Source organism: Pseudomonas sp. P5_A12, assembly GCF_056400685.1.
In genome coordinates this window covers 42,890-69,422 of the sequence record NZ_JBFUKU010000004.1, presented here as the reverse complement: position 1 = coordinate 69,422, position 26,533 = coordinate 42,890, and the positions used below count along the sequence as shown (strand labels likewise).

Here is a 26,533-nt window from a genome sequence, read left to right as displayed (position 1 = left end):
ACACCGTTCTTGTCGATCAGGAATGTGCTGCGATCAACGCCCATGTATTCCTTGCCATACAGCTTCTTCAACGTGATCACATCAAACAACTGGCAAAGAGCTTCTTCCTTGTCGCTGATCAGCTCGAAGGTAAACGCCTGCTTGGCCTTGAAGTTCTCGTGGGACTTGAGGCTGTCACGGGATACGCCGAACACTTCGGTGTTGGCCGCTTTAAAAGCCTCAAGCTGATCGCGAAAGCCCTGACCTTCGGTGGTGCAACCTGGCGTGCTGTCCTTCGGATAGAAGTAAATCACCACCTGCTTGCCTTTGAGGCCCGCGAGGCTGACGGTCTGTCCATTGGTGGCGGGTGCTTCGAAGTCGGCGACCGGTTGGTCGATGGCAACGGCCATGAAAGCTTCCTTACATTGGGTTTTGTGGGCGCCACGGTTCGATCAGGGCATCCAGGTTCAGCGCGTCGGCGAAATCCAGGAACTGATCGCGCAGCCAGCTGATTTGCACGCCAGCCGGCAAAGTCACGGTAAATGTGGCGTTGAGCATGGTGCCGCCGGTTTGGGGGGCCTGATACGTGTCGCAGGTCAGGTTTTCCAGCTCGACGTTGTGGTCCATGAAGAACTGGCACAGCTCATTGATGATGTCCGAGCGATAGGCCGAACTGACATAAGCCACGTAAGGCAGCGCCTGAGGACGATTCTCCAGCGCCGCGCTACGCACCACATTGACGGTGAACGCATGCTTTTTGGAGAGGCTCGGCAGGCTGCCTTCCAGGCGCGCCAGGGCGTCCCAGCTGCCGGAAATCTCGAGGATCAACGCACTGCACTCGCCATGACGTGTCAGGCGGGAAGTGACCACGGCACAGCGGTTTTCATGGCTGGCGCGGCACAGGACGTTAGTCAGCTCCATGGGGTTGGCGCCGAGGGCACTGATGACAAGGAATTGTTCGCGAACTGTGGGGGTGGACATGCAGCATTCCTAAAGCGATGAGCGGTCGATACGTCTAAGGGCTTTTTTCCGGCAACGAGCCTGCGGATGCGAATTCAGAAAACCCGAGCCACAAGGTTGCAACATGCTCCAGTGAGGCAGGAGCGAGGGGTGGCAACGCTGGATCGGGGCTTGTGATGCCGTAAATGGAGGCTGGAAACTGGCGTGTGAGCTTATCAGTACCGATCAAAGTCTGAAGGGTAGCGAAAAGCAGCGCCAAGGGGAATGGCGGCAGCGCAGTACTTCGCTTGTACAAGCATCTTGGCGCCAGTACCATTACGGCTCTCTTTTTCCGGCAGGAGCGGTTGCATGATTGCGGGCAGTATGGTGGCACTGGTCACACCCATGGATGCACAAGGTCGTCTTGACTGGGATAGCCTGAGCAAACTGGTGGACTTTCACCTGCAAAACGGCACCCACGCCATCGTGGCGGTCGGCACTACAGGTGAATCGGCCACCCTCGACGTGAACGAGCACATCGAAGTGATTCGTTACGTGGTCAAGCAGGTTGCAGGGCGTATTCCGGTAATCGCCGGGACTGGCGCGAACTCGACTCGCGAAGCCATCGAGCTGACCACTAATGCGAAGACCGCCGGTGCCGACGCTTGCCTGCTGGTGACTCCGTATTACAACAAGCCGACCCAGGAAGGCCTGTACCAGCACTTCAAGGCCATCGCCGAAGCTGTCGATATCCCGCAAATTCTCTACAACGTGCCCGGCCGTACAGCGTGCGACATGCTGGCCGAAACCGTGATTCGGCTGTCGACCGTGAAAAACATCATCGGCATCAAGGAAGCCACCGGCGACCTGAGCCGTGCCAAAGCCATCATTGATGGTGTGAGTAAAGACTTCGTGGTGCTATCCGGTGACGACGCCACCGCAGTCGAACTGATCCTGCTCGGCGGCAAAGGCAATATTTCGGTCACCGCCAACGTTGCGCCGCGTGACATGAGCGACCTGTGCAACGCTGCCCTGCAAGGCGATGCCGTGACCGCTCGTGCGATTCACGAAAAGCTGATGCCGCTCAATAAAACCCTGTTTATCGAATCCAACCCTATTCCCGTGAAATGGGCTCTGCATGAAATGGGCTTGATGCCGGACGGTATCCGTCTGCCGCTCACCTGGCTCAGTGCTGCCTGTCACGAACCGCTGCGGCAGGCCATGCGCCAGTCCGGCGTCCTGGTTTAATTGAGGAAGTACAACGCATGAAGCGAATGGCCGGACTTTCCGCACTAGCCTTGATCATCTCCAGCACGAGTGGCTGTGGATGGGTCTGGGGCCCGGAAGGTTATTTCCGTGACCGTGGTAGCGATTACCTGGAAGCGCACCAGACTCCACCGATGCAATTGCCAGCGAATATCACAGACGCCAAACGTCTGGAACCGCTGCTGCCGATCCCGCGTAACGTGGCCGATGACACCGCCAAGGGCGAATACATCGTTCCTCGTCCGCAGCCGTTGTCGGCATCGGCCGATGCCAGTCCTTACTCCCTGCAGAAAGTCGGCGATACGCGCTCGATCCTGGCGCAGAACCCACCGGCCGAAATCTGGCCAGTGGCTGTGCAGTTCTTCCTGGACAACGGTTTCCGCCTGGATGAACAGCGTCCGCAAACCGGCGAATTCACCACCACCTGGCAACATTCCGACGAACTGTCCGCCGCAATGGCCAAGCACCTGAGCGCAGCTGGTGTCAGCACCGACAGCCAAACCCGCGTGCGGGTACGTATTGAGCCGGGCGTGCAGCGCAACACCAGTGAAGTCTATGTAGTCAGCGCCGAGCGTCCTGCCGGCAGCACCGCCGATGTGGAGTTCACCAACCGTTCGCTCAACACCGGCCTGGACGCGGCACTGACCAACGACATGCTCGCGAGCATGAGCCGCATTTCGGAGAAGGGCGGTTCGGTCTCCATGCTGGCTTCGCGTGATTTTGATACACCAAGTCGTGTCAGCCTGAGCGAAGACGGTAGCGGCAACCCGGTTCTGAGCGTCGGAAACGACCTGGATCGTGCCTGGTCGAGCGTCGGTCGTGCGCTGGAACAGAGCGATTGGCGCGTTGAAGACATCAACCGCAGCCTGGGCCTGTACTACATCAACCTGTCCGAAAAAGCCGAGAATAAAGACGATAAGCCTGGTTTCTTCAGCAGCCTGTTCGGCACCGCGCCGAGCAAGGAAGAAGTGGAAGCCCGTGCCGAGCGTTATCAGGTTCGCCTGAGCAAGGTCGGCGAAAACGTCCAGGTCACCGTCGAGAAAAACATCAACACCGTTGCACCGGTAGACGTGGCGCGCAAAGTGTTGAGCGAAATTCAGGACAAACTGGGCTGATCACATGCGTTTTGCCGTTCTCGGCAGCGGTAGCCAAGGGAACGGCACGCTGATAGCCAGCGATGACACGTATGTGCTGGTGGATTGTGGTTTCTCTTTGCGAGAAACCGAAAAACGCCTGCTGCGCCTGGGGGTAAACCCGGCGCAGTTGAGCGCGATACTCGTGACCCACGAACATGCCGACCATGTGCATGGCGTGGGTTTGCTGTCTCGGCGCTACAATCTGCCTGTCTACCTCAGTCGCGGGACCCTGCGCGGGATGCGCAAACCGGTTGAGCCGGCTGGCCTGCTGGCTGGCGGCGAGCAACTGCAGATCGGCGCTCTGAGCATCGGCGTGATTGCCGTGGCCCATGATGCACAGGAGCCTACGCAATACGTTTTCAGCGACGGTGAGCGGCGCTTCGGCCTGTTGACTGACCTGGGCTCGTATTGCAACAAGGTGCTGGACGGCTATCGGGACCTCGATGCGTTGATGATCGAGTCCAACCATTGCCGTGACATGCTGGCTCGCGGTCACTACCCGTACTTTTTGAAGCAGCGGGTGGGCGGTGAACTGGGGCATTTGAACAACCACCAGGCGGCATTCCTGGTGTCCGAGTTGGGCTGGCAAGGCCTGCAACACCTGGTCCTGGCCCATCTGAGCAGCAAGAACAACCTGCCGCAGCTGGCCCGGCAATGTTTTGTCGACACCCTCGGGTGCGACCCGGACTGGCTGCAACTGGCCGATCAAGATTCAGGGCTCGACTGGCGACACATCGCCTAGCCCACCTACTTAGCAAGCGGAGCCCATCATGGAAAAACGTGAAGAACTCTACCGCGGCAAAGCCAAATCGGTTTACAAGACCGATGACGCTAACCGCTTGATCCTGCTGTTTCGCAACGACACCTCGGCGTTCGACGGCAAGCGCATCGAGCAGCTCGACCGCAAAGGCATGGTGAACAACAAGTTCAACGCCTTCATCATGCAGAAACTCGAAGCCGCCGGCGTGCCGACGCAATTCGACAAACTGCTGGGCGACAACGAATGCCTGGTGAAAAAACTCGACATGATCCCGGTCGAGTGCGTTGTGCGTAACTATGCCGCTGGCAGCCTGGTCAAGCGTCTGGGCGTAGAAGAGGGCATGAAGCTCAACCCTTACACCTTCGAACTGTTCCTGAAGGACGACGCCAAGGGCGACCCGTTCATCAACGAATCCCATGTCGTGGCCTTCGGTTGGGGCACCGCCGAGCAACTGGTTCGCATGAAAGAACTATCGCTCAAGGTCAACGAAGTCCTGAGCAAACTGTTCGACGATGCTGGTCTGCTGCTGGTCGACTTCAAACTCGAATTCGGCGTATTCCACGACGGCTCCATCGTCCTGGGTGACGAGTTCAGCCCGGACGGCTGCCGCCTGTGGGACAAGGCTACCGGCAAGAAAATGGACAAGGACCGCTTCCGTCAGGGCCTCGGTGACGTCATCGAAGCCTACGAAGAAGTCGCCAATCGTCTGGGCGTACCGCTTTAATCGACGCAAGCATCTGATAGCACGGAAAAATTTCGCTTAGGGGGTTCGCTTCCGACGAAAGTGTTGTTATGATGCGCGCCGTTGGAGAGATGCCAGAGTGGCCGAATGGGACGGATTCGAAATCCGTTGTACCTTCACCGGTACCTAGGGTTCGAATCCCTATCTCTCCGCCATACATAGAAACCCCCGTAGATTAACGTCTACGGGGTTTTTTTCGTTTCCGGTTGTACGTGGTATATGTACGTACCCGTCACGCCACCTTCCAGTCCGGCATGCCGTGTTACACCAACAATGCGATGCCGGGATGGTCTGCACGGCGTAATGCGCGAGCTTGAGTTCGTGATCACGCAGCCGGGTTTCCATGCCTATAAACGAGGGTGGAACGGCTGGATATCCCGAATACGTTGAATTGGCAGTTCGATGTTCTAGCGCGGTGATATCACTTGCATCTGGGCTCAGGGTAAATGGCGCTGCCTGGCTGTTGTACTGAATCTTGGTGCGTGTCGGATAGTGGGGGCGTTGTAGCAAAGCCGTTCGCCGAGTGGGTATTCAAGGCGCAGGGCATGGCGTATGAGCAACGTGGAAGGCCTCGAGGCCTGCTGTTTCACTCGGATCAAGGGTCGGCAGTATGCGAGTCGTTTGTTTCACTAGCGACTCTTGTATGCGTCAGATCAAGAATTTTCGGGGATATTACTGGGAAAATCCACGGATGGAGCTATGCTCCGTGGATTGAGGTCGGAATGGATCCAACCCCCTGCAATATGACGGCTGGCTGGTGTCAGCTCAGGCCGAGCAAAAACCTACGCCGTGTCCGGTATTAGTGGAACACGACATGACCGCTATAACCGGAGAGAGTGTGCTGATCGCGCTGCATCCAGTTCAAACGAAAGAGAACTACATTTGAGTCAGGTCACCTTAGGTATCCGCCATCTGCGTGATGAGCAGATTATGTTGCGAGACAGCGGGCTTTATTGGGTGGCAGTGGATCAGGCGAGAGATTCTGCCGCGCTGGCGGTTCAATGCCTGGCAGCGATGTCGCCCGAGGCGAGAGGGATGTTGGTGTGCTGCGGGCATTCAAGTCAGGACCTGGCGCAGAAGCTGGCGGTAGATGCCGGTCCTGGTCAGTTGAAGCTGTTTGACATCAAAAAAGACGACATTGGCCTGGCCCTCAAATCGCTGGTCGGCGAGCTGACGCGTGCTGCTCCGGTTGCCGGCACTACCATTGTGATGATGCTGCCGGACAGCGCCTGGCTGAACGACGTCGCGCCAGATTTGCGGCAATGCTGTCTGTCCCTGAAGCAATGGCTGGGGGGGCACCAATGCACCCTGTTGGTGATCAGTCATGGTCAGACGCCTCAACTGCATGAGCGTTTGTTGCGGCTCAACGATACGATTTCCGGACTCGCTCAACTCTATCGCCGTGATGGTGGTATTCACTATCAATTGCACTACTGGCACAGCGAACTTGGCGTGTGCAGCGGACAGGAGTTCGAGCTTGAGTTGCAGGGAGTCGGTTTTGCGCTATCGGTCAATGAGCAGGCCAATGTGCAACTGACCCATACTGATGACCAGCGGATCTACCTGACCCAGCGTTCTGTGCTTGAAGGCTCGCCGCCGTTATCGGATCAATGGAGGCTGTTTGAGAGCCGCGAGGACTTGCTCAAGCAAGCCCGCCGCGCTCGTGCTGCCAGCATCATCGTGGCCATCGACAGCAACCTGCAGGTCGAAGAGTTGGCTCGTCAGATTCATGCCCTGCGCGAGCGTTGCGGCATCGCGCTGAAGATCATCGTACGCGAGATAGAGCCCTGCCTGCGCTATCGGGACGAGCGTCTGCTGGTGTCTTGCGGCGCGAACATCACCGTGCCTTATGGGACTACACTGTCACACTTCTTCAGCATCATCGACAGTGCCCAGGGCCAGACCTGGCGTCGGCGCCGCACTACCAACTTCCAATCGCTATTCGAACGACTGCGGCCTCCCGCCATACGCGGCCTGTTAGCGCCCCGGGAATTCATCGACACGGTGGAGCGCGTGTACAGCGGCGCCTCTGGCGAAATAAGCCACCAACTGCTCAAACTGACACCGCGCGGTGGTCTGGGAATCGAGCAGTACTTGAATCAAATCGGCTTGAATCGTTTCGGTGACGTCGCCTGCGTGGTCAACGGAACTTTTTATTTGTTCCTGTTTGCCTGTCGCGCGGACGGGCTGGAACCCGCATTGGGGAATATCTGCCGGCTGTCCTGGCGCGATCTGTTCAGCGAGTTCCAGATACTTCCCGGCGTTGAAGCGTTGCCGCGCGAGGACTTCCTCACAGCCGCCTCGCTGCCTTCCACGTTCCTTCTGGCAGATGAACGCACGCCCGGTAGTTCTGCCGAAGCTGCCGGGCGTGGCGCCTATTCGCCTCAACGCACCACACTAAATATTACGGATCCCTGTTCATGAGTTATTCCGAGCTGATCCAGGTGATCGGCCTCAGTAGTCTGCTGACCTTGGCACTGATCGTGGTACTGATCAGGTTTGGTCGTCATTTTCTGACCGCCGTGCAGGGCCTCTTGCCCCCGCGATACCTCAAATCCCAAGGCGTGCGTCATCGAGTCCCATCCCAGAGCAAGCCCCATGAGCCAGCATGAAGTCATTAAGCGGGCGTCAGTGCGCGTATGGCCGGGCCTTGGATCCTGGAATCTGTATTTCATCCTCAAGTTCGTACTGCTGTGGGCTGGCTATCTGAATCTGCAGGTATTGCCCAACCTGGTGTTCGCTGCGGCATTGCTACTGCCGTTGAAACATCGTTATTTGCGCATCCTGCGTACGGTCATTGCGATCCCCGTTGGCGTTGCGCTGTTTTACCAGGACACCTGGCTGCCCCCCTTCAGCCGACTCCTGGACCAGCCTGGTGTGATGAATTTCACCGGCGCATACATGGTCGAGCTGGCGGGTCGTTTTATCGATTGGAACCTGTGTGCGTTGCTGGCAGCGCTGGTAGTTGGTTATGCCTTCGTCCGTCACTGGCTGCGCCTGACCACCCTGAGTGTGCTGGGTTTGGCCTGGCTGGCCAGCGTCAATCTGCTGGCGTTGCACACCAGCAGTGAGCCGGTTGCGGCAACGGGCACTGGCCCTGCAACGGCGGCGGTGAGCACGGCCGACCCCGACAGCGCGACACTGGAAGCCTACCTGCAGAAGTTCTATACCACCGAGGCCGCGCGTCATGTGGAGTTCACGCCTGCGACTTCTGCGGCGCAGCCTTTCGACCTGTTATTGATCAATATCTGTTCCATGGCCTGGGATGACCTGGAGTCCGTGGACCTGCGCGATAACACGCTGCTCCAGCAGATGGACGTGATTTTCGACAACTTCAATTCGGCCACTTCTTACAGTGGCCCGGCAGCCATCCGCCTGTTGCGTGCCAGTTGTGGGCAGCTTCCGCACAGCAAGCTGTACAGCACTGCCCCGGAGCAGTGCATGTTGATGGACGATTTGAGCAAGCTGGGCTTTTCCAGCGAAGTGATGCTCAACCACAGCGGCCAGTTCGAAGGCTTCCTTGACGAAGTCCGCGCCCAGGGTTCGTTGCCGCCCCCCACTATCAGTGCCAGCAAATTTCCGCGTGCTCTAGTGAGCTTCGACGGTTCGCCGATCGTACGCGATGCCCAGGTATTGGATGCCTGGTGGAAGCACCGCGAAGAAGTAAAAAGCGATCGCGTGGCACTGTTCTATAACACCACCACGCTGCATGACGGCAACCGTACGCTGACCGCCGATGGTGGCTCCACCAGGAGTGATTACAAACCTCGTGCCCAAGGATTGATCGACGACCTCAATGGCTTCATTAAACAACTGGAGGTCAGCGGTCGCCGGGTGGTGGTGGTAATTGTGCCGGAACATGGCGCGGCACTGCATGGCGACCGTATGCAGATAGCCGGTATGCGCGAGATACCGAGCCCATCCATCACCCGTGTGCCAGTCGGCATCAAGCTGGTGGGTATGGGTCGCAACCCGAATGCCGCGCCACTACACATCACCGAGCCGAGCAGCTTCCTGGCCCTATCGGAAATCATCAGTCGACTGTATAGCGCCCAACCTCAGGCGGATGGCGAGGGTCCCAACTGGCCGGCCCTGCTGAGTAACCTGCCGCAGACGGCTGCGGTTTCCGAAAACTCTGGCACCGTAGTCGTTGATTACGCCGGAAAACCTTATATACGAATCAAGGAGAAAGCAGAATGGCTGCCCTACCCACAGCGCTTCAAGTGAAGGCCAAGGTGCAGTCGCGTGCGGATCGTGCCGACGACATCGCCCTCCTGAAACAGGAACTCGAGCTGCCCGAACTGGACTACGTGGACATTTCAGCGCAGATCGAATTGCAAAAGGCTCTCAATCGCTGGCCGCTGCTGACGGAGATTGAGCGCCTGCATCCGATCGTCCAGCCGAGGGTGCATCCGCTCGACTTCGAGACGCTGCCATGACAGCTCTGAGTCTGCGTGGTTTGCGCGGCGGCGTCGGCACGAGCTCGCTGATAGCGGCCACTGGTCAAGCATTGCATCGTCTTGGCGAGCGCGTGCTGCTGGTGGACATGTGCCCGGAGAACCTGCTTCGCCTGCACTTCAACGTAGACGTCAGCGAGCCCAGCGGCTGGGCGCGAGCCATGATCGACGGAGTGGCTTGGAACACCCAGGCCTGGGACGTGGAACCGGGATTGAGCGTGTTGCCCTATGGCCGCCTGAAACTGGAAGAGCAGGATCAAGTCGAGCAACACCTGCTCAGTGAGCCAATGCTATGGGGCCGCCGACAGGCTAGCCTTGCCGAACACTTTGACTGGATTCTGTTCGATGTGCCCTTGAGACTGCCGGGCCATGCTCATGTCGGACCCTGTGCATTGCGCTTGCGGATTGTCGAGGCAGATCCCGCCTGCCATGTGCTGATGCAACAGGATGAAGCCTCCAGCGAGCATCTGCTGATTAACCGCTTCGATCCAGTCAGTCAATTGCAGCGCGACCTGCTGCTGATCTGGAGCAAACAATACGGTGCCCGTTTGTTGCCACTCACCGTGCATCTGGATGAAGCGATGCGCGAAGCCCTGGCGTTCAAGAAGCCAGTAGGTGCTTATGCCGAATCCAGTCTGGCTGCCCAGGATGTGTTGAGCCTTGCCACCTGGTGTCTGACCCGACGCTCGGAGGCGGTATGATCGCCCGCGTTTTTCCTTATACGCACCTGCGTCAGCATTACGACTGTGCGCCGTCAGTTGCGCTTCTGCTGGCGACAATGAGCTCCCTGGCATGGTTGCTATTGCGTCTGGAGTCTCCCAATTGGCGCGCTGTGCTCAAACAGTCATCGCGCTGGTATCCGCAACTGGCCAACAAGTCACCGAGCCTGGGTGATCCGTTGCGCTATGTGGTGCAAAGTCTCTGGCTGTTACTGGTTCGCCCGGCCAGGCCGCGGGCACGGACACTGGCGATCCCGGCCTGGCTCAAGTCCATCGGGGCGGCGTACTTGCGGTTGTGGGCGCGGATTGACGAGGCGCTGGAAGAGTTGCCCCGGCGCGCTGGGGCCAGCCAGCAGATTCGCCAGAGCAGCCATTGGTGGAAAGGCCTGGAACGTCACAACCAACGATTGGTCAACGCAGCCATCGGTGTCGTCGCCTTCATTTTTACGATGATTTGCATCACCGAGCCCTTCGGCTACATCGCCCAACTGGTATTCGTCTTGCTGCTGTGGAGCCTGGCCATGCTGGTGCGACGGATTCCGGGACGCTTTCCGACATTGCTGATGGTGGTGTTGTCGATCATCGTCTCATGCCGTTACCTGTGGTGGCGCTACACCTCGACCCTGAACTGGAACAACCCTCTGGACCTGGTTTGCGGGCTTATCCTGCTGGTGGCTGAAACTTATTCCTGGGTGGTGCTGATCCTGGGCTACATCCAGACTTGCTGGCCGTTGGGCCGTAAACCGGCGTCGCTGCCGCGCGACACGCGCCTGTGGCCCAGCGTCGACCTGTTGATCCCGACCTACAACGAAGATCTCTCAATCGTGCGGGGTACCGTGTACGCCGCCATGGGCATCGATTGGCCGGCTGACAAGCTGAATATCTACATACTTGACGACGGCAAACGCGAGAGTTTCCGCCAGTTCGCCGCCGAAGCAGGGGTGGGCTACATCACTCGCGACAACAATCGTCATGCCAAGGCCGGTAACCTCAACCATGCGCTGACGCTGCTGAACGGTGAGTTGGTCGCTCTTTTCGACTGTGACCACATACCTGTGCGCTCATTCCTGCAAATGACCACTGGGGGCTTTTTGCGTGACCCGAAACTGGCGCTGGTGCAGACCCCGCACCATTTCCTGTCACCGGATCCCTTCGAGCGCAACCTCAATGTGTTCCGCGAGCACCCCAACGAAGGCGAGCTGTTCTACGGGTTGATTCAGGACGGCAACGACATGTGGAACGCCGCGTTTTTCTGCGGCTCGTGCGCGGTGCTGCGACGCAGCGCGCTGGACGCGATCGGCGGCTTTGCCGTCGAGACGGTTACCGAAGACGCCCACACGGCGCTGCGCCTGCACCGCAACGGCTGGAACTCGGCCTATATCAAGCTGCCGCAAGCGGCCGGTCTGGCAACGGAGAGTCTGTCAGCGCACGTCGGGCAGCGCATTCGCTGGGCCCGTGGCATGGCGCAGATTTTCCGCACCGACAATCCGTTGCTCGGAAAGGGCCTGAACTTTTTCCAGCGCATCTGCTACGCCAACGCGATGATGCACTTTTTGGCCGGCCTGCCGCGCCTGGTGTTTCTGTTGGCGCCGCTGGCGTTTTTGTTCCTGCATGCCTACATCATCTACGCCCCGGCGCTGATGATCCTGCTGTACGTGCTGCCGCACATGATCCACGCAAGCCTCACCAACTCGCGGACGCAGGGAGCCTATCGTCGGACGTTCTGGGGTGAGGTGTATGAGACCGTACTGGCCTGGTACATCGCGCGCCCCACCACCGTTGCACTGTTCAACCCCAGCAAGGGCAAGTTCAACGTCACCGCCAAGGGCGGCTTGATGGACCAGAACCAGTTTGACTGGAAAATCGCCCAGCCATACCTGGTACTGGCGTTGCTGAACATTGTCGGCATGGGTGTTGCCGTCTGGCGTCTGTTCTATGGCCCCCGCGACGAGATAGTCACCGTTGTGGTGAGCATTCTCTGGGTGGCCTACAACCTGCTGATCATCGGGGGCGCCGTGGCGGTCGCTGCGGAAGTGCGTCAGGTTCGCCAGACTCACCGTGTTTGCGTCAAGTTGCCCGCTGCGGTGCGCCTTGAGAGTGGTCACTGTTACCCGGGCATGCTGCAGGACTATTCCGACGGTGGCGCAGGCATCCAGCTCGACACCTCGCTGTCGCTGGCAGTGGGCGGGAGCATCTTGCTGATGATGCAGCGCGGCAATCGTGAATTCGTGTTCCCGGGCTTTATCAGCCGCAGCCACAAGAACTTCATCGGCATCAGCTTCACCCACTTCAATGCACAACAGAAAATCGACTTTGTGCAGTGCACGTTTGCCCGCGCCGACGCTTGGCTCAACTGGGGCGACAATTTCACCCTGGATCGCCCGCTGCACAGCTTTGTGGACATTCTCAAGCTGGGCGGCACCGGTTACTACCGCCTCTACGAATACCTGCCCGCCTGGATCCGCCGCATCGCCGGCCCGCCTTTGCGATTGTTGCGCTGGTTGGTCAGTTTCCTGCCGCGCATGCCAGCGGCTGCCCCTATTCCCAACTCCCGACCAGTGAGTGCTCCATGAGTCACTACATCAGCAAGTCCCTTGTTGCCAGCCTGGCGCTCCTGGCCGCCTGCTGCGCCCAGGCCGCCACCGCACCTGTGCCTGTCGCTCCCGTGGTGCCTGTCGCGCCGGCTGTAGTCAGCAACGTACCGAGCTGGAGCACCGCGTACAGCTTCGAACAATTGGGCCGTCCCGCCGACAGCCTGTTGCTGGGCATCCACAATAGTGACCAGATCGAATTCAGCCTGCGCCGCGATCGCATCGCCAGTGACGCGAAACTGCAGCTGGAGTACACACCGTCGCCTTCGCTGCTGCCACAGATCTCGCATTTACGTGTGTACCTCAACGACGTGCTGATGAGCGTTGTGCCGATCGAGAAGGACCAGTTGGGTAAGAAGGTCAACCAATCGGTAGCGCTGGACCCGCGTCTGATTTCGGATTTCAACCGTGTACGCCTGGAGTTCGTCGGTCACTACACCGATATCTGTGAAGATCCGGCCAACAGCACGCTATGGTTGAACGTGGGGCGCAGCAGCCAGATCCAATTGCAGGAGCAGGCACTGTCGCTCAAGAACGACCTGGCCTATTTCCCGATGCCTTTCTTCGACCCTCGAGGCCAGGACAAGCCGGTCATCAATTTGGTCTTCCCTGATGCGCCGACCCTGGGCGAGCAGCGAGCAGCCGGTATCCTGGCATCCTATTTCGGCAGCCAGGCCGCTTGGCGTGGCGCGCAGTTCCCGGTTCTGTTCGATCAGTTGCCGGCCCTCGATGAACACCATCACGCCAAGTCGGCCATTGTTTTCGCCACCAATGATCATCGCCCGTCCTTCCTGGCTGATACCGACAAGTTCCCAGCCGTGGATGCACCCGTCGTACAGATGATCGACAACCCTGAGGATCCCTACAGCAAGGTGTTGTTGGTGTTGGGTCGCAACGACGAAGATCTGGCTGTGGCAGCCCGCGCACTGGCCTTGGGCGCGAGTGCGTTCCGTGGCTCGCTCGTGACCGTCAACAAGGTTGAGCAGCTCAAACCCCGGGTGCCTTATGACGCGCCGAACTGGATGCGCACAGACCGCTCGGTACGTTTCGCCGAGTTGATCAAGTACCCAGAGCAGCTTCAGGCCGCGGGTTTGCAGCCACGGTCTCTCACGGTGGACGTGAATCTGCCGCCTGACCTGTTTGTCTGGCGTAACCAAGGGATTCCGCTGCATACCAAGTTTCGTTATACGCCACCATCGGTCAATGACAATTCGAGCTTGACCATCAGCCTGAACAACCAGTTCATCACCAGCCTGCCACTGAAAAGCAAGACTGACAGCAGTCTGGAGGAGCTGCGCCTGGTGGTGTTGTCCAACGAGTCGGCTAACCTCAACGACAACCTGCTGGTGCCAGCGCTAAAGATTGGCGACCGGAATACCCTGCGTTTTGACTTCAACTTCGCCACCGTCTTGAGCAGCGCTCAGCGCGACCGTTGTCAGACTTCGCTGCCGGTCAACAACCAGGCCGTGATCGATGAAGAGTCGACCATTGACCTGTCTGGTTACTATCACTACATCGCCATGCCCGACCTGCGTGCTTTTGCCCGAGGTGGCTTCCCATTCAGCCGCATGGCTGACCTGTCGGAAACCCTGGTGATGGTCCCGGCCCACAGCCGTCCTGTACAACTGAGCACTGTGTTCGAGACCATTGCTGGAATCTCTGCGCGCTCAGGCCTGCCAGCGTATGGTCTGCGGCTGTCGGATAACTGGGACGACGCTAAGGCGGATGTCGATTTACTGGTATTCGGCGCCATGGCGCCGGGCGTGGGCGATGGCGACGATGCCAATCTGGTGCTGGACAAAACGCGTGCCTGGCTGCTCAAACCGTCCAATGAGCACAGCGGTAAATCGGCCCGCGCCGGCCAGCTCAGCGATGAACGCGACCTGGGTGCCAACCGCGTCGACGTCAGCGCCCATGCCCCCATAGCCGCCATCGTCGGTTTGCAGTCGCCGTATCACCAGCAGCGCAGCATTGTGGCCTTGCTGGCCAGCGATGACGCCGATTTCCAACTGCTGCGTGACACCTTGGGCGACACCTCGAAAATAGACGCCGTTACCGGTTCTGTGGCACTGATCCGCAGTAGTGGCGTAGGCAGCAGTTGGGTGGGGCAGCAGTACTTCGTCGGCTACCTGCCGTGGTGGCTGCTGCTTTGGTACCAATTGTCCGAGCACCCGATCCTGCTGGCGGCCATGACCACCATCAGCGTGTTGCTGACGGCTTTCCTGCTGTGGCGCGCACTGCGTTGGGCTGCCCGTCGTCGCCTGGCTGGTCAGGAGTAATCGGGTGAAGGTTTTCTTCGCGCTGGCGTTGACCGCGATCACCGTAGCGCCAGGCTTTGCCGGTGCGGCTGAATGCGCTTGGCCGGCCTGGCAGAATTATCGTCAGGCCATGCTCAGTTCGGACGGACGGGTAATTGACCACTCCTCGGAGCAGTTGATCACTACGTCTGAAGGACAAAGCTACGGGCTGTTTTTTGCCCTGCTGGGCAATGATCGCGAAAGCTTCGCGAAGGTGCTGCGCTGGACCCAGGACAACTTGGCCGACGGAGACCTTAACCGGCAGCTTCCGGCGTGGCAGTGGGGCCGAGACAAAGCAGGTCGCTGGCAGGTACTTGATAGCAACAACGCCACCGACGCCGATCTATGGATCGCCTATAGCTTGCTGGAAGCCGGGCGTCTGTGGCATCAACCGACTTACCTGACATTGGGCCGAAACCTGCTCTGGCGCAGTGCTGCACAAAGCCTGCGCAAGCTTCCGGGCCTGGGCCTGATGCTGTTACCCGGTGACGTCGGGTTCGACAATGCCGAAGGGTGGCGCCTGAATGCCAGTTATCTGCCACCGCAATTGCTGGCACGCTTCGCCCTGGAAGCACCGATTTGGGCGGAGCTTGCCAGCAACACTGAGCGTCTGCTGATCGAAGGTTCGCCCAAGGGCCTGGCATCCGACTGGCAACAGTGGAGCACCGGACAGGGTTGGGCCGTGGACAGTCAGAAGGGCAGTGTCGGTAGCTATGACGCCATCCGCGTCTACCTCTGGCTGGGCATGCTGGACAAGGGTGCGCCGGGGCGCGCCAGGTTGCTTGAACACTTCAAGCCGATGCTGGACCTGACTGTGCGGTTGGGCCATGTGCCAGAAAAAGTCGACACCATTACCGGCATCGACAATGGCACCGGCCCGGTCGGCTTCAGTGCCGCATTGCTGCCCTTGCTGGCTGCAAGCCCGGACAATGCGGTTGCCCTCAAGTCCCAGCGCCAACGCCTGCAGCAGCAACCGCCCTTGGCGGATGCCTATTACAACCAGTCGCTGATGCTGTTCGGGCAGGGCTGGGACCAACAACGTTACCGTTTCGATAAAAACGGACGCCTCGTGCCAAAATGGAATGCCGCATGCACAAATTGACTGGTTTTGGGCTGCTGTTGAGTGGCGTCTATGGGATCGCCCTGGGGCAGCCTCTCAGTCCGCCCGACCAACAACAATGGCTAATGGGGCAGATCCGCATTGGTGAGGCAATGTACCGCGAAGACTTGGTGCGTGACTCGCTGGCTCGCCTGGAGCTGATCGCCCCGGACAGTCCGGCGGTGAAAGTCATTGAAGTCCGCCAGGCACTACTGCAAAAGAATCAGCCTGAAGCCGAACGCCTGATCGCCCAACTGCGCCAGCAGGCGCCAGGAACTGCGGCCCTGCGTCAGGCCGAGAGCTTGCTGAAAATGCACAGCACCGATGGTCAGAAGGCCCTGCAGGAGGCGCGCCTGCTGGCCGTCGCCGGCCGTTCCGAAGAGGCGGCCAAGGCCTATCAACAATTGTTCGGCGATGACATGCCGGACTTTGCCACTTCCCTGGAATACCTGAAGGTGCGTGGCGACATCAAGGCCCAGCGTCCTTCTGTGATAGAGCAGTTGCGCGAGTTGGACCGGCAGTATCCCGGTAATGCCTCGCTGCGCCAGGCCTTGGTCGACCTGTTGTTTGCCGAAAATCGTGATGCCGAGGCATTGGCGGTCCTGCACCAGTTGGCTGCAGATCCGAATGCCAGCAACGGCGCTGCCCAACGCGAATACAACTATTGGCTCAAACAACCGGTAGGGCCCCATACCGCGCAAGGCTGGCGAGATTTTCTGAGTGTTTTCCCCTACACCAGCTTGCGCGCTGATGCGACCAAACAGTTGCAAGTACAGGAGCAATACTTGACTGACCCGGCTTGGCAGGCCGGAGCCAAAGGCAGGGCATTGCTCGATTCCGGCGACAACGTCGGCGCTGAGGCCAGTTTACTTCGGGCGATCAAGCGTTATCCGCAAGACTCCAACCTGATCGGATCACTGGGTGTATCGCTGATGCGCCAAGGCAAGTATGAAGCGGCATACAACATGTTCGTCCGAGCCTCAGCCATCGAACAGGACACGTCCCTGATCTCCAAGTGGCAGGACCTCAAGGCGGTGACCTTCCAGTGGATGCTGCTGCAAAAGGGTGATGAAGCCCTCGCGCGAAAGGATTATCCCGTTGCGAAAAAATGGTACCGGCAGGCGAACAAAGCCAAGCCGAACGACCCAGCGCCGCTGATTGGCTTGTCCTACGTTGCCCGGGGCGAACTTGATGACGCCAGCGCAGAAGCCCTGTTGGTGCAAGCGCGCAAGTTAGATCCGAACAACCCAAGCGTGGTGCGTGCCATGGTCCGCCTGTACCAGTCACAATCACCGGAAAAGGCCGAGCACTACCTCGACAGCTTGACGCCCAAGGCGCAGCAAGAGTTTCAGGATGTGCGTCGCGGGCTGGAGCTGAATCGCCTCGACGCGCAGGCCGATGACGCTACCCGGCGCAGCGATTGGGTGCAGGTGACGGCAGCCTTGAGCAAGTCGCTAGTATTGGACCCGGACAGTCCATGGCGGGTGTACCGCTTGGCCAATGCCCAGCGCGAACTGGGCCTCAACGCCGAGGCCGATAACAGCTTCCGCGTGCTGTTACAACGACAGGGCCAGAACACCGAAGCGCGCTATGCCCACGGCTTGTTTCTGGCCCAGGGTGAACGTGACGACGATGCGATGAGCAGTCTGCAACAGATCCCCCGCGCCGCCTGGAGCGATAACATGAACGAGCTGTGGACACGTCTGCAGCGTCGCCAGTTGCTCGCGAAGGCCCGGACACTGCGCGACAGCGGCCATGAGGCCGAGGCCGAAGCGCTGCTGCTGCGCGCGCCGACCACTGACGACTACCTGACGCTGGCCGACTGGGCCCAGCAGCGTGGCGACCTGGTGCAGGCCGAAAGCCGCTACCGCAAGGTGCTGGAAAGCGCACCGAAAAATAGCGAGGCCCAACTGGGCCTGAGCGAAGTGCTGATCGCTAGCGGTCAGCCGAAGGCCGCCAGGGCCAGCCTTATGGCAGTGACTGCGCCAGTGCCGACCGATGCGTCGTTCCAGCGCCGCCTCGCCAATGCCTGGGCGGCGCTGGGCGACAAGGCGCGGGCGAACGAGATGTTCGCGCAGTTGCTCAAGACTCCACAAACTGACCCGCTGGTCTATCGGGATGCAGCGCGGCTGCTATCCGAAGAAGAACCGCAGCGGGCTCTGGATGATTATGCGCGCAGCATGGGCGCGGCAAAGATGATCGAACCGCAACAGGCCGAACCGCGCGACAACCGGGCCATGACGTTGGCCAGCCGTGCCAAGGACAACGATGACTGGTTACAGCGCAGTCTGCGCAGCGACGTCGACGAGCTGTACCAAAAGCAAAATCCGACGGTGAATCTGTACCATGACTTAGCCTGGCGCACCGACAACAGCTCATCGGGAGTCTCCGACCTGACCACCGAGACCACCATCCTGCGCATCGACGCGCCGGTGGCGCAAGGACAGGGTTTCGTTCAGGCCGAAGACATCAATCTGGATGTCAGCAATTTTTCCAGCGACGACGAATTCGGCTTGTGCGCGGTGGTACAAGGTGGCTGTAACACCGCTTCGCAGAGCGTGCGTGGCACTATGCTGGGCATGGGCTGGCACGATGATCGCTGGGCCTTCGACCTTGGTCATACTCCACAAGAGTTCACGGTGTCCAACTGGGTGGGGGGCGCCACCTACAGCGGTGACTGGAGCAGTCTGGGTTATCGCCTCACGGCATCGCGACGGCCCCTGACCAACTCACTGGTGTCATATGCGGGGGCGGTGGATCCAGTCACCGGAACCAAGTGGGGCGGTGTAACGGCCAACGGCTTCACCCTGGGCCTGAGTCATGACGAAGGCGGTGATGATGGCATGTGGGCAAGCCTGAGCAGTCATTGGTTGACGGGCAAGAACGTTGAGAACAACCAGCGACGCACAGCCATGGGCGGCTATTACTATCGCTTGGTGGAACGCGCCGACGAACGTATGCGCACGGGTCTGACCCTGATGTACATGGGATACGACAAGGACTTAAGCGAACTCACCCTCGGCGAAGGTGGCTACTACAGCCCACAACAGTACTACTCGATCAGCGTGCCAGTGAGCTATGCCTGGCGCAACGCTGACTGGTCGGCCTTGCTCGAAAGCTCGGTGGGTTGGTCGTTCTCGAAAATCGACGACTCTGACCTCTACCCCAAAGACAACAGTGAAGCCCAACTGCAAAACCTGCTGGTGCAATCGAATAAAACCCTGGTGAATGACCCGTCCCTTACCCAAAGTGGCAGTAGTAGCAACGGCATCAACTTCCGCGTCCAAGGTTTCGCGGAGCGTCGCCTTTCCGATAACCTGGTGCTTGGTACAGGTATCACTTGGCAACACAGCGAAGACTACGCCCCGAGCCGTGCCTTACTTTACTTGCGCTACACGTTTGATCCATGGCAAGGCAACCTGCCGCTACCGGTGGAGCCGATCTCACCTTATGCGGATATGCGCTAGAGCCTGAACCTCAAACACGGAACGGCTGCTCGGGGGCGGCGTTTTTCAAGGCGGTTGTCGCGTTAACCGTCTGACTATGCCGCTCTTTTCTCTACCTGTTGCTCTCGATCCGGGTTCAACAGCACGGTGCCGATCGGCTCCCGGTTACGCGACTGACCTGCCCCCCAATCCTGTATCGCTGCATCTGAGCGAAAACTGAAGCACCATCCGGATCAGAGGAAACAAGGCATCTCGACGTCATTAGCTATCATGCAATACACAGCGAATGACCGGATGACGGAGGATGCATGAACAAATGGCAACGGATTTGGTTGTCTGTGAAGCTGATAGCAGCCGTAGCGGCCTGTGTGGCCGCTGGTGTACAGGCTTTCTTCTACATGATGGACAGCACTGACGCAGAGCGAATACATCCGTTGAGTATTCTGGTTGCCGGGCTGTTCTTCGGCTTCATCACCTTTGGACTCCTCACATTGATTGAAAGAGGTGTGCGGCAATTAGCAGCCCCTTTTGTGACCGCCAGATCCCAGCCTCAAACGGAGACTGAGGCCGATACGGGGTTAGTAGCGGAGCAGCCGCTCATCCTGTCTGCTGACGATTCTGCTCAACAGAAACAGCTGTAAGACGACGGGCGACCAAGATCAAGTGTGGGAGCGAGACTGCTCGCGATGGCGGCAACTCGGTCCCTGAGCCATGCAACCGACTAGAGACTTCCCACTCTCTTGCTGTACAGTCGTTCAGCGCGCGGATTAACCCACCGCGTCCCTAACGATTGATCCACGGAGAGTGTCGCGCATGAGTCAGGAAGCCCGTTTTTCCCGCATGGAGCCGGAGTTGCGCAAGGCCAATCTGATCGAGGCGACGCTGGTGTGCCTCAAGCGCCACGGTTTCCAGGGTGCTTCGATCCGCAAGATTTCCGCCGAGGCCGGCGTCTCGGTCGGGCTGATCAGCCATCACTATTCCGGCAAGGATGAACTGGTGGCCGAGGCCTACAGGGCGATTACCGGCCGGGTCATGAGCTTGCTGCGCGAGGCCATGGCGCAGGCGGCGCCCAACGCCCGCGAGCGCTTGTCGGCGTTCTTCCGCGGATCGTTTTCCGCCGAATTGCTCGATCCGCAATTGATCGATGCCTGGTTGGCATTCTGGGGGGCGGTGCGCACGGCCGAGTCGATCAATCTCGCGCACGAACATTCCTACGGCGAGTACCGCGGCATCTTGCGCAAGGTGCTGACCGAACTGGCGCAGGAAGAACTTTGGGAAAATTTCGACGCCGATCTGGCCGCCATCAGCCTCAGTGCATTGCTTGACGGTTTGTGGCTGGAGTCGGGTCTCAACCCCGGCACCTTCACCCCGGAGCAGGGCATTCAGATTTGTGAAGCCTGGGTCGACGGATTGCAGGCTGGTGGCCGTCAACGGTTTTGCGTCCAGACGACGGGTTGTTGATCGGTCGTTCAGCTGTCGATACTCTCTGGCGCCAAAGCAACAAAACACTCTAATAAGAAATACGCCTTCGGGCATACGCGGGACACCATGCGATGACTCCTCGGGTATTGATCGTCGACGACGATCCGCTGATACGCGAACTGCTGCACGCCTACCTGTCCCAGGAAGGTTATGAGGTCAATTGCGCCGCCACCGCGGAGCTGGCCGAAACCTTCCTGGCGAGCCAGACGGTCGATCTGGTGATGCTCGATATCCGCCTGCCGGGCAAGGACGGCCTGACCCTGACCCGTGAGCTGCGGGTGCGTTCGGAAGTCGGGATTATTCTGATCACCGGGCGCAACGACGAAATCGACCGTATCGTCGGACTTGAGTGCGGCGCCGACGACTATGTGATCAAACCGCTCAACCCGCGCGAACTGGTGTCACGGGCGAAAAACCTGATACGCCGGGTTCGTCACGCGCAAATCCCGCAACCGGTGGCGGCCATCGCCAAACCGGTCAAACAGTTCGCCGACTGGGCGCTGGACACTGATCGCCGAAGGCTGATCGACCCGGCCGGCGGCGAAACCCTGCTGACCCACGGCGAATACCAGTTGCTCAGCGTGTTCCTGCGCAACAGCGGCCACACTTTGAGCCGCGATCAACTGATGGACCAGATCCGCAACCGCGAATGGGTGCCCAACGATCGCTCCATTGACGTTCTGGTCGGGCGCTTGCGCCGCAAGTTGCACGACGACCCGGCCGAGCCGCAATTGATTATTACCATTCACGGTGCCGGTTACCTGTTTACCGCCAGCGTGGCGGCCTGAGCCCGATGTTGCGAGTGCTTGGTCTGCTGCTGTCGCTGGCCGCGAATAGCGCGATGGCGGTGCAAACCGTTCGCTACTGCGATTATCCGGTATACCCGCCGATCTCCTGGAGTGACGGCAAACACGTGCGCGGCCTGGCTCCGAGTGTGGTGAAAAACCTCTTTGGTCGTTTGGGCTACGAGGTCGAGATCGTCGTGCTGGGCAACTGGAAACGCTGCCTGCTCGACGCCGCCGAAGGTCGGGTCGATGTGGTGTTGGCCTACAGCACCGCGCAACGCGAGCAGAGCATGGTTTTTTCAACGGTGCCGGTGTTGCGTGAGGAGGTTGCGTTGTTCATCAATCGTCAGCGCCCAGTGAAGTTCGAGCGTCTGGAGGACCTGGCCCATTACCGTGGCGGGTTGTTGTTCGGTGAAAGTTATGGCGTCGATTTCGACCGCTTGGTTGCCCAACACCAGAACATCGAATGGGTGTCTGACAGTCGGCAGAACTTCGGCAAACTGATTCGCGGGCGCATCGATTTCATCACCTCGGAACGGCGCACCGGGGAGCTTTACGTCGAGAACCTTCCGGGCGCACAAGACATCGTCGCGCTGCCCAATGCCTTGAGCGTCGACTATTTGCGGGTGGCCGTGTCGCGCAAATCGCCTTTGGCCAAGCGCATGCCGGACATCGATGCGCAATTGAAACGCATGATCGATACCGGGGAGGTCGAGCGGTTGTTGAATGAAAGCGAAGTCACCTACCGCGACATGATCAACCTGCCGGCGAATTCCAAATGATCCGCGCGCGTCCGGGTGGGCTGTTACGGCGTCTGCTGTTGTTCATTCTGTTGTTCAGCCTGTGTTTCACCGTGCTGGCGAGTACCGTGCAGCTGTACTTCGAATACCGCCGCGAGATGCGTGACATCGACTCGCGCATGGAACTGATTCGTGGCGGTTACCTGGCCAGTCTGGAGCGCAGCCTCTGGGATCTGAACCAGGAACAACTGAACGTGCAACTGCGGGGGCTGGTGGACTTTTCCGATGTGGCGCGGGTGCACCTGACCAGCCCTGATTTCGATCTGCTGCAAGGCAATCCCGAGCCGGTCGGGCCTTTGCGCATCGAGCGTTTTGAACTGGATTATCAACCGCCGACCGGGCCTTCACGGCACTTGGGCCAGTTGGAAGTCAGCACCGATCTGGGTGCGGTGCATCAACGCCTGTACGCCACTGGTTTGACCAGCCTGTTGTGGATGAGCGTGTTTCTGTGCGGTCTTGCGGTGGCGTTGTCAGGGTTGTTCTACCGCTTGGTCACCCGACATCTGCAAGTCATGGCCGAGTTTGCCCGGCGCATCGCCGCCGGTGAGTGGCACGAGCCCTTGCTCCTGGACAAGCGCCGACACGCTCACGAAGACGAAATCGACACCGTGGCCCATGCACTGGACGATATGCGCCGGGCGATTCTCAGTGACATTGACCGCCGCGAATCCGACCGGCTGGCCCTGCAAGACAATCGCGATGAACTGCTCAGGCTGGTCGAACGTCGCACTGCCAGCCTGATGCGCGCCAAGGACGAAGCCGAGGCTGCCAACCTCGCCAAGTCGCGTTTTCTGGCGACCATGAGCCACGAGTTGCGTACCCCGCTCAACGGCATTCTAGGCATGGCCGAATTGCTGCGCGGCGCACGACTGGATGAGCTCGACAGCAAACGTCTGGATGCGCTGTACAAGGCTGGGGAAGGGTTGCTGTCGATTCTCAACGAAGTGCTGTATTTCGCGAGATTGGAGGAGGGTGTCAGCCATCCGGAACCGGTCGATTTTTCGATCCGGCAACTGCTCGATGAGGTGCTGACCCTGCTGGAACCGCGGGCGCTCAGCAACGACACGACGCTGCTCTGCCGAATCGATCCGCAGGTCGCCGAGCACCATCACGGTGCCGAGCAGTTCCTGCGTCAGGTGCTGAGCAACTTGCTGGCCAACGCGATCAAGTTCACCGAAGGCGGCAAGGTTGAGGTCGAGGTTGCGCTGCTGGCTCAAGTCCCGGAACAGACCGGGCAACGCTTGCGCATAAGCGTCACGGACAACGGCATCGGCATCGCCCCGGCCATGCAGGAAAAGATTTTCGAGCGTTTCACCCAGGCCAGCGAAGAGGTGGCGCAACGCTTTGGCGGAACCGGGCTCGGGCTGGCGATCAGTAAACATCTGGTCGAGCAATTGGGCGGGCGGATCGGTGTCGAAAGCGCAGTCGGGATGGGCAGTTGTTTCTGGTTCGAGCTGACGTTGCAGGCGTCTAGCGGCATTCCAGTTTCGGCGCTGAGCAGCGGATCCGTGCAGGCGCTGAAAGTGCTGGTGGTCGAGGATGTGGCGCTGAACCGTGAAGTGGTCAGCGGGTTGTTGCAGCGCGACGGGCATCAGGTTTGGCTCGCCGAAGAAGGCGAGCAGGCACTGGTGCAATGTGCCGGACAGACCTTCGATTTGATCCTGCTCGATGTGCACCTGCCGGGCATCAGCGGCGTCGATCTGTGCAAACTGATTCGCCACAACGAAGGTCCGAACCGTCACACCCGCATTTTTGCCCTGACCGCCAGCGTGCAGCCGGCCTTGATGCGCGGTTATCTGGAGGCCGGGATGGATGGCATTCTTGCCAAGCCTCTGAAGCTCGAAAACCTGCGACAAGCGCTGGCTGGGCGTTTTCCGGTATCCGCGGCACAACCTGATGACGAGGCGATGGATTGGCCGCTGCTGGACACCCATCGCACCTTGCTCGGTGAGCAGAAACTTCAGGGATTGCTCGCGGTGTTGCGCGACTCGATCAGCCAGCATCGCGAAGCACTCATCGAAGCCATCGAGGCCGATGACTGCACCGAAGTCGCCCACCTCGCGCATCGACTGGCCGGCAGCAGCGACTCATTGGGCTTTCGCGCGTTGGCCAATGTACTGCGAACCTTGGAGGAGGCCGCGATGGCCAATGATGAGCAGGCCATGCGGGCATTGGCACCTCAGCTTCATGCGCAATTATTGCGTTCGCAACAGACATTGGCTGAGTTGCTGCACCGCTGACGTACAAGTTTGTTACGACTTTTTACAACTTCGATCTTTACGGTCAACGGGACCTTACATGGTCTTCCAATAATCGACGCAACCGCCACAGCGCGGTCTTCGAAGCTTATTGGAGATAATAATAATGAACTGCCGTAAAGCTGATCCTTCCCCGCGCCATGCCGCATACCTTGCTGACTATTGAGGTGCGGACATGAGCGAATCTACCAAAACCAAAGGCATCCAACTGACCCGCGCCCTGAAAAGCCGGCACATTTTCATGTTGTCCCTAGGCGGCGTGATCGGCACCGGGCTGTTCATGGGCTCCGGCGTGACGATCAATCAGGGCGGTCCGGTGGGGGCGATTCTGGCGTATCTGGTTGCCGGCTTCCTGATGTACCTGGTGATGGTCTGTCTGGGCGAACTGTCCGTGCAGATGCCGGTGTCCGGCTCGTTTCAAACCCACGCCACCCAGTTCATCGGGCCGGCCACCGGCTTCATGATTGGCTGGGTGTACTGGATGAGCTGGGCGACCACCGTGGGCCTGGAGTTCACGGCGGCGGGCATGTTGATGACGCGCTGGTTCCCGGCGGTGCCGATCTGGTACTGGTCGGCGTTGTTCGTGGTTGTGCTGTTCGGTTTGAACGCGCTGGCGACCCGCGCCTTCGGTGAAGCGGAATACTGGTTCTCCGGGATCAAGGTCGCGGCGATTCTTGGCTTCATCGTCGTCGGCGTGCTGGTGATCTTCGGCGCCATCCCGCTGACCAGCGGAGCACCAGCACCGATGATGAGCAACCTGATCGGTGACTCACTGTTCCCCAACGGCCTGTCGGCGGTGTTCGCGGTGATGATGACCGTGGTCTACGCCTTCCAGGGCTGCGAGATCATGGGCGTGGCCGCCGGCGAAACCGATCAGCCGGAAAAAAGCATCCCGCGTGCTGTGCGCAACGTGGTGTTTCGCGTCTTGATTTTCTATGTGCTGGCGATTGTGGTGCTGTCGGCAATCGTGCCGTGGCAGCAAGCCGGGTTGATGGAAAGTCCGTTCGTGCAGGTGTTCGACATGGTCGGCATTCCGTACGCCGCTGACCTGATGAACTTCGTGATCCTCACGGCGATTCTGTCGGTGGGTAACTCCGGCCTTTACGCCTCGACGCGCATTCTGTGGGCAATGTCGAAAACCGGCATGGCGCCAAAAAGCCTCTCTCCATTGAGCAAACGCGGCGTGCCGTTGCGGGCACTGAGCATCACCTTGTGCTTTGCGCTGGTGTCGCTGATGACCAGTTTTGTCGCGGCAGACACGCTGTTCATGGTGCTGATGGCGGTGAGCGGCATGTCCGGCACCGTGACCTGGATTGTGATTGCGCTGGCGCAGTACAAATTCCGCAGGGCCTATCTGCGTGATGGCGGAAAACTCAGTGATCTGAAATACCGCGCGCCGTGGTTCCCGCTACTGCCGCTGACGTGCATCGCGTTGTGCTGCTCGCTGTTTGTGTTCCTCGCACTGGATGAAACGCAACGGCCTTCGCTGTACTGGGGCTTTGGATTTATTGCGCTGTGCTATGGCGCGTACTTCCTGATTCATCGCAAGCGTGAAGCGGTGCTGGCGCCGAGTTTGCCGACCGTTTAAGTCTTTGATTCAAAGCGTATTTCCTGTGGGAGCGAGCCTGCTCGCGATGACGGCATCATATTCAACATCACTGTTGACTGATCCACCGCTATCGCGAGCAGGCTCGCTCCCACAGTTGTTTTGCGGTGGGCTGTAGGCAGTTGTTCGAAGTTGTAACAGCGCGATCCTTGCTAGCCCTGACTTTCTTAA

21 protein-coding genes and 1 tRNA gene are annotated in these 26,533 nt (G+C 59.3%); 20 read left to right on the top strand and 2 right to left on the bottom strand.

Going from position 1 to position 26,533, the window contains the following annotated elements; all coding sequences use genetic code 11:
* Both AC1DSG_RS01505 and AC1DSG_RS01500 read right to left on the bottom strand, forming a co-directional pair.
* Nucleotides 1-389: peroxiredoxin (locus AC1DSG_RS01505; protein WP_477789260.1), on the bottom strand; the 389-nt coding region annotated here is incomplete at its 3' end.
* 10 nt (nt 390-399) lie between these two features.
* On the bottom strand, nt 400-960 hold the full coding sequence (locus AC1DSG_RS01500) for a glycine cleavage system transcriptional repressor (RefSeq protein WP_027925530.1): 561 nt from the start codon (nt 958-960) through the stop codon (nt 400-402).
* 327 nt (nt 961-1,287) lie between these two features.
* Here AC1DSG_RS01500 and dapA point away from each other — a divergent pair, with 327 nt between their 5' ends.
* The 20 genes from dapA to AC1DSG_RS01400 all read left to right on the top strand — a co-directional run bounded on the left by dapA (nt 1,288) and on the right by AC1DSG_RS01400 (nt 26,344).
* Entirely contained in the window at nt 1,288-2,166 is an 879-nt protein-coding gene (dapA, locus tag AC1DSG_RS01495) for a 4-hydroxy-tetrahydrodipicolinate synthase (protein ID WP_477789259.1), read from the top strand.
* A gap of 17 nt (nt 2,167-2,183) precedes the next feature.
* Nucleotides 2,184-3,299, top strand: coding sequence for an outer membrane protein assembly factor BamC (gene bamC / locus AC1DSG_RS01490; protein WP_477789258.1), 1,116 nt, complete (start codon nt 2,184-2,186; stop codon nt 3,297-3,299).
* A 4-nt stretch (nt 3,300-3,303) separates the two neighbouring features.
* Complete coding sequence (locus AC1DSG_RS01485) at nt 3,304-4,062, top strand: MBL fold metallo-hydrolase (protein ID WP_477789257.1); 759 nt, start codon at nt 3,304-3,306, stop codon at nt 4,060-4,062.
* Nucleotides 4,063-4,090: 28 nt separating this feature from the next.
* Nucleotides 4,091-4,804, top strand: a complete 714-nt coding sequence (gene purC, locus AC1DSG_RS01480) for a phosphoribosylaminoimidazolesuccinocarboxamide synthase (RefSeq protein ID WP_007944067.1) — start codon at nt 4,091-4,093, stop codon at nt 4,802-4,804.
* A gap of 83 nt (nt 4,805-4,887) precedes the next feature.
* A tRNA-Ser gene (locus AC1DSG_RS01475) sits at nt 4,888-4,977 on the top strand.
* Nucleotides 4,978-5,704: 727 nt separating this feature from the next.
* Nucleotides 5,705-7,246, top strand: a complete 1,542-nt coding sequence (gene bcsE, locus AC1DSG_RS01470) for a cellulose biosynthesis protein BcsE (protein WP_477789256.1) — start codon at nt 5,705-5,707, stop codon at nt 7,244-7,246.
* The gene (bcsF, locus tag AC1DSG_RS01465) at nt 7,243-7,434 is read left to right on the top strand and encodes a cellulose biosynthesis protein BcsF (protein WP_477789255.1); all 192 of its coding nucleotides are present in this window, start codon (nt 7,243-7,245) and stop codon (nt 7,432-7,434) included. The genes bcsE and bcsF overlap by 4 nt, the downstream gene beginning before the upstream one ends.
* The gene (bcsG, locus tag AC1DSG_RS01460) at nt 7,421-9,049 is read left to right on the top strand and encodes a cellulose biosynthesis protein BcsG (protein ID WP_477789254.1); all 1,629 of its coding nucleotides are present in this window, start codon (nt 7,421-7,423) and stop codon (nt 9,047-9,049) included. The genes bcsF and bcsG overlap by 14 nt, the downstream gene beginning before the upstream one ends.
* Complete coding sequence (gene bcsR, locus AC1DSG_RS01455; protein WP_477789253.1) at nt 9,019-9,261, top strand: cellulose biosynthesis protein BcsR; 243 nt, start codon at nt 9,019-9,021, stop codon at nt 9,259-9,261. Before bcsG ends, bcsR begins: the two co-directional genes overlap by 31 nt.
* On the top strand, nt 9,258-9,980 hold the full coding sequence (gene bcsQ, locus AC1DSG_RS01450; protein WP_477789252.1) for a cellulose biosynthesis protein BcsQ: 723 nt from the start codon (nt 9,258-9,260) through the stop codon (nt 9,978-9,980). The genes bcsR and bcsQ overlap by 4 nt, the downstream gene beginning before the upstream one ends.
* Nucleotides 9,977-12,571, top strand: a complete 2,595-nt coding sequence (gene bcsA / locus AC1DSG_RS01445; RefSeq protein ID WP_477789251.1) for a UDP-forming cellulose synthase catalytic subunit — start codon at nt 9,977-9,979, stop codon at nt 12,569-12,571. Before bcsQ ends, bcsA begins: the two co-directional genes overlap by 4 nt.
* Nucleotides 12,568-14,868 carry a cellulose biosynthesis cyclic di-GMP-binding regulatory protein BcsB gene (gene bcsB / locus AC1DSG_RS01440; protein WP_477789250.1) on the top strand — a complete coding sequence of 767 codons (2,301 nt, stop codon included), beginning with the start codon at nt 12,568-12,570 and terminating at the stop codon, nt 14,866-14,868. The genes bcsA and bcsB overlap by 4 nt, the downstream gene beginning before the upstream one ends.
* Before the next feature lie 4 nt (nt 14,869-14,872).
* Nucleotides 14,873-15,988: a cellulose synthase complex periplasmic endoglucanase BcsZ gene (gene bcsZ, locus AC1DSG_RS01435; RefSeq protein WP_477789249.1), complete on the top strand. Its 1,116-nt coding sequence runs from the start codon at nt 14,873-14,875 to the stop codon at nt 15,986-15,988.
* Nucleotides 15,976-19,452 (top strand): cellulose synthase complex outer membrane protein BcsC, encoded by a 3,477-nt coding sequence (bcsC, locus tag AC1DSG_RS01430; RefSeq protein ID WP_477789248.1) that lies wholly within the window; start codon nt 15,976-15,978, stop codon nt 19,450-19,452. The genes bcsZ and bcsC overlap by 13 nt, the downstream gene beginning before the upstream one ends.
* 287 nt (nt 19,453-19,739) lie before the next feature.
* On the top strand, nt 19,740-20,072 hold the full coding sequence (locus tag AC1DSG_RS01425; protein ID WP_477789247.1) for a hypothetical protein: 333 nt from the start codon (nt 19,740-19,742) through the stop codon (nt 20,070-20,072).
* Between the two features lie 172 nt (nt 20,073-20,244).
* Complete coding sequence (locus AC1DSG_RS01420) at nt 20,245-20,892, top strand: TetR family transcriptional regulator C-terminal domain-containing protein (RefSeq protein WP_477789246.1); 648 nt, start codon at nt 20,245-20,247, stop codon at nt 20,890-20,892.
* Nucleotides 20,893-20,984: 92 nt separating this feature from the next.
* Nucleotides 20,985-21,701: a response regulator gene (locus tag AC1DSG_RS01415; protein WP_477789245.1), complete on the top strand. Its 717-nt coding sequence runs from the start codon at nt 20,985-20,987 to the stop codon at nt 21,699-21,701.
* 5 nt (nt 21,702-21,706) lie between these two features.
* Complete coding sequence (locus AC1DSG_RS01410; protein ID WP_477789244.1) at nt 21,707-22,480, top strand: substrate-binding periplasmic protein; 774 nt, start codon at nt 21,707-21,709, stop codon at nt 22,478-22,480.
* Nucleotides 22,477-24,738: an ATP-binding protein gene (locus tag AC1DSG_RS01405; protein ID WP_477789243.1), complete on the top strand. Its 2,262-nt coding sequence runs from the start codon at nt 22,477-22,479 to the stop codon at nt 24,736-24,738. Before AC1DSG_RS01410 ends, AC1DSG_RS01405 begins: the two co-directional genes overlap by 4 nt.
* A 193-nt stretch (nt 24,739-24,931) precedes the next feature.
* On the top strand, nt 24,932-26,344 hold the full coding sequence (locus AC1DSG_RS01400) for an amino acid permease (RefSeq protein ID WP_477789242.1): 1,413 nt from the start codon (nt 24,932-24,934) through the stop codon (nt 26,342-26,344).
* Nucleotides 26,345-26,533: the final 189 nt, after the last annotated feature.

Excerpts from the sequence above, each read along its gene's own strand:
- AC1DSG_RS01500 (WP_027925530.1), bottom strand. The coding sequence starts at position 960 with ATGTCCACCCCCACAGTTCGCGAACAATTCCTTGTCATCAGTGCCCTC.
- dapA (WP_477789259.1), top strand. The coding sequence starts at position 1,288 with ATGATTGCGGGCAGTATGGTGGCACTGGTCACACCCATGGATGCACAA.
- bamC (WP_477789258.1), top strand. The coding sequence starts at position 2,184 with ATGAAGCGAATGGCCGGACTTTCCGCACTAGCCTTGATCATCTCCAGC.
- AC1DSG_RS01485 (WP_477789257.1), top strand. The coding sequence starts at position 3,304 with ATGCGTTTTGCCGTTCTCGGCAGCGGTAGCCAAGGGAACGGCACGCTG.
- purC (WP_007944067.1), top strand. The coding sequence starts at position 4,091 with ATGGAAAAACGTGAAGAACTCTACCGCGGCAAAGCCAAATCGGTTTAC.
- bcsF (WP_477789255.1), top strand. The coding sequence starts at position 7,243 with ATGAGTTATTCCGAGCTGATCCAGGTGATCGGCCTCAGTAGTCTGCTG.
- bcsG (WP_477789254.1), top strand. The coding sequence starts at position 7,421 with ATGAGCCAGCATGAAGTCATTAAGCGGGCGTCAGTGCGCGTATGGCCG.
- bcsR (WP_477789253.1), top strand. The coding sequence starts at position 9,019 with ATGGCTGCCCTACCCACAGCGCTTCAAGTGAAGGCCAAGGTGCAGTCG.
- bcsQ (WP_477789252.1), top strand. The coding sequence starts at position 9,258 with ATGACAGCTCTGAGTCTGCGTGGTTTGCGCGGCGGCGTCGGCACGAGC.
- bcsA (WP_477789251.1), top strand. The coding sequence starts at position 9,977 with ATGATCGCCCGCGTTTTTCCTTATACGCACCTGCGTCAGCATTACGAC.
- bcsB (WP_477789250.1), top strand. The coding sequence starts at position 12,568 with ATGAGTCACTACATCAGCAAGTCCCTTGTTGCCAGCCTGGCGCTCCTG.
- bcsC (WP_477789248.1), top strand. The coding sequence starts at position 15,976 with ATGCACAAATTGACTGGTTTTGGGCTGCTGTTGAGTGGCGTCTATGGG.
- AC1DSG_RS01425 (WP_477789247.1), top strand. The coding sequence starts at position 19,740 with ATGAACAAATGGCAACGGATTTGGTTGTCTGTGAAGCTGATAGCAGCC.
- AC1DSG_RS01420 (WP_477789246.1), top strand. The coding sequence starts at position 20,245 with ATGAGTCAGGAAGCCCGTTTTTCCCGCATGGAGCCGGAGTTGCGCAAG.
- AC1DSG_RS01415 (WP_477789245.1), top strand. The coding sequence starts at position 20,985 with ATGACTCCTCGGGTATTGATCGTCGACGACGATCCGCTGATACGCGAA.
- AC1DSG_RS01410 (WP_477789244.1), top strand. The coding sequence starts at position 21,707 with ATGTTGCGAGTGCTTGGTCTGCTGCTGTCGCTGGCCGCGAATAGCGCG.
- AC1DSG_RS01405 (WP_477789243.1), top strand. The coding sequence starts at position 22,477 with ATGATCCGCGCGCGTCCGGGTGGGCTGTTACGGCGTCTGCTGTTGTTC.
- AC1DSG_RS01400 (WP_477789242.1), top strand. The coding sequence starts at position 24,932 with ATGAGCGAATCTACCAAAACCAAAGGCATCCAACTGACCCGCGCCCTG.